The sequence below is a fragment of the Rhizobium sp. SEMIA 4085 genome (genome assembly GCF_013004495.1).
GTDB lineage: Bacteria > Pseudomonadota > Alphaproteobacteria > Rhizobiales > Rhizobiaceae > Rhizobium > Rhizobium gallicum.
Genome location: NZ_JABEPH010000566.1, coordinates 1 through 2,477, shown reverse-complemented (window position 1 = coordinate 2,477; position 2,477 = coordinate 1). Strand labels below are relative to the sequence as shown.

The 2,477-nt window shown below is 59.9% G+C and carries 2 protein-coding genes; one reads left to right on the top strand and one right to left on the bottom strand.

The annotated features are described in order from the left end of the window. A partial coding sequence (gene sthA / locus C9413_RS31005; RefSeq protein WP_170251398.1) for a Si-specific NAD(P)(+) transhydrogenase occupies positions 1–1,107 on the top strand: 1,107 nt, incomplete at its 5' end. Positions 1,108–1,216: 109 nt separating this feature from the next. On the opposite strand, the gene tig is transcribed toward sthA, so the two are convergent. Further along, positions 1,217–2,477: trigger factor (tig, locus tag C9413_RS31000; RefSeq protein ID WP_170251397.1), on the bottom strand; the 1,261-nt coding region annotated here is incomplete at its 5' end.

The following is a 2,477-nucleotide window of genomic DNA, read 5'->3' as shown; positions in this document are numbered from 1 at the left end:
CACCAGTGCGCCCGCACCCGCGCCCAGCACACCCGCGGCAGGGCAAGCTTCGTTGATCCCTCGACGCTGCAGGTGATCAAGGATGACGGGGAGACCATGCAGGTCAGCTGCGCCAGCATCCTGCTTGCCGTCGGCACCAAGCCATTCCGCCCGGACTACATCCCCTTCGACGGCAGGAGCGTGATCGACAGCGACGAACTGCTCGATATCAAGGAACTGCCGCGTTCGATGGTCGTCATCGGCGCAGGCGTCATCGGCATCGAATATGCGACGATCTTCAGCGCCCTCGATACGGCCGTGACTCTGCTCGATCCCAAGTCGACCATGCTCGATTTCATTGACAAGGAGATCGTTGAGGATTTCACCTACCAGCTCCGCGACCGCAACATGAAACTGCTGCTCGGCCAGAAGGCGGACAAAGTGGAGACGCTCGACAACGGCAAAGTCGCGCTAACGCTCGACAACGGTCGCCACCTGACGACAGACATGGTGCTTTTTGCCGCCGGACGCATGGGGGCGACGGACGCGCTCAACCTTGCTGCCGCAGGCCTCGAGGCAGACAGCCGCGGCCGACTGAAGGTCAATCCGGAAACCTTCCAGACCTCGGTGCCGAACATCTATGCCGCCGGCGACGTCGTCGGCTTTCCGAGCCTCGCCTCGACCTCGATGGAGCAGGGCCGCATCGCCGCCCGCGTCGCCATCGGCGCGATCGCCAAGGAGCCTCCGAAATACTTCCCTTACGGCATCTATGCCGTGCCGGAGATTTCCACCTGCGGCCTTTCGGAAGAAGAGGTCAAGGAGCGCGGCATTCCCTACGAATGCGGCATCGCCCGGTTCCGCGAGACCTCGCGCGGTCACATCATGGGCCTCGAAACCGGTCTCCTTAAGATGATCTTTTCACTGAAGACCCGCCGTCTGCTCGGCGTGCACATTGTCGGCGAAGGGGCGACCGAACTCGTGCATATCGGCCAGGCGGTGCTCAACCTTAAGGGCACCGTCGAGTATTTCGTCGAGAATACCTTCAATTATCCGACGCTTGCGGAAGCCTACAAAATCGCCGGCCTCGACGCCTGGAACCGCATGGGCGACATCAAGTCGGAACTCTGAGCCGCCCGCCTCATTTCCAGCGCTGCCAGCACAGCACTCGCATTGCCGCCCAAAGAAAAGGCCCCGCCGAACCCGGCAGGGCCTTTAATTTCAGCCTTTGAAGAACCGATTACTCGGCGTCGCCTTCGGAGGCCTTCTTCTTCGGGGCGGCCTTCTTTTTGGGAGCAGCTGCCTCTTCGCCTTCGGAATCTTCAGCCTTTGCGGCTGCTTTTTTCTTCGGCGCGGCCTTCTTGGTTTCCTTCGCTGAACCTTCGCCTTCTTCGTCGGCGAGCAGCTCTTCCTTGGTGACCTTCTTGTCCGTGACGTCGATCTCGGTCAGCAGGTGATCGATGACCTTTTCCTCAAAGATCGGGGCGCGGATCGAAGCGGCGGCGCCCGGCTGGCTGCGGAAGAATTCGAGGATCTGCTTCTCCTGGCCCGGATACTGGCGCAGTTGCTCGTAGATCGCGCGCTGCATTTCGTCTTCGCTCACTTCGACACCGGCCTTTTCGCCGATTTCGGAAAGGACGAGGCCGAGGCGGACGCGGCGTTCGGCGAGTGTCTTGTATTCTTCCTTGGCCTTCTCTTCCGTCGTATCTTCGTCTTCGAACGTCTTACCCGACTGAGCGAGATCGTTGTTCACCTGGCTCCAGATGCCGTTATATTCGGCTTCGACGAGCGACTTCGGGGTCTCGAACTTGTACATCTCGTCGAGCTGGTCGAGGATCTGGCGCTTGACCTTCTGGCGGGTCAGCGAGCCATACTGCGACTCGATCTGGCCGCGGACGATTTCCTTCAGGCGATCGGCGGAATCGAGGCCGAGCTTCTTTGCCAGCTCGTCATTGATTTCCACGTCGGCCGGAGCAGCAACTTCCTTGACGGTGACGTCGAAGGTAGCTTCCTTACCGGCGAGGTTCTTTGCCGGATAGTCGGCCGGGAAGGTCACGGTGATGATCTTCTCGTCGCCAGCCTTGACGCCGACGAGCTGGTCTTCGAAACCCGGGATGAAGCGGCCTGAGCCGAGGACGAGTTCAGCACCCTGATCGGTGCCGCCTTCGAAGGCTTCACCGTCGACCTTGCCGACGTAATCCATCGTGACGCGGTCGTCATTGGCGGCTTTGCCCTTCTTGGTTTCGTAAGAACGGGCGCTTTCGGCAACCTTGAGAACTTGCTCGTTGACTTCTTCGTCAGAAATATCAACGACTTCGCGAGTGATCTTGATGCCCTGGACGGATTTCAGTTCAATCGGCGGCAGAACTTCGTAGGAGAGCGTGAATTCGAAGTCCTGCTCTGCGGCGAGAATCTTGTCCGCTTCGTCCTTGTCTTCCGTCATTGCGATTTCCGGCTGCGTGGCGGACTTCTCGCCACGGCTGGAAAGGATCTGAGTAGGC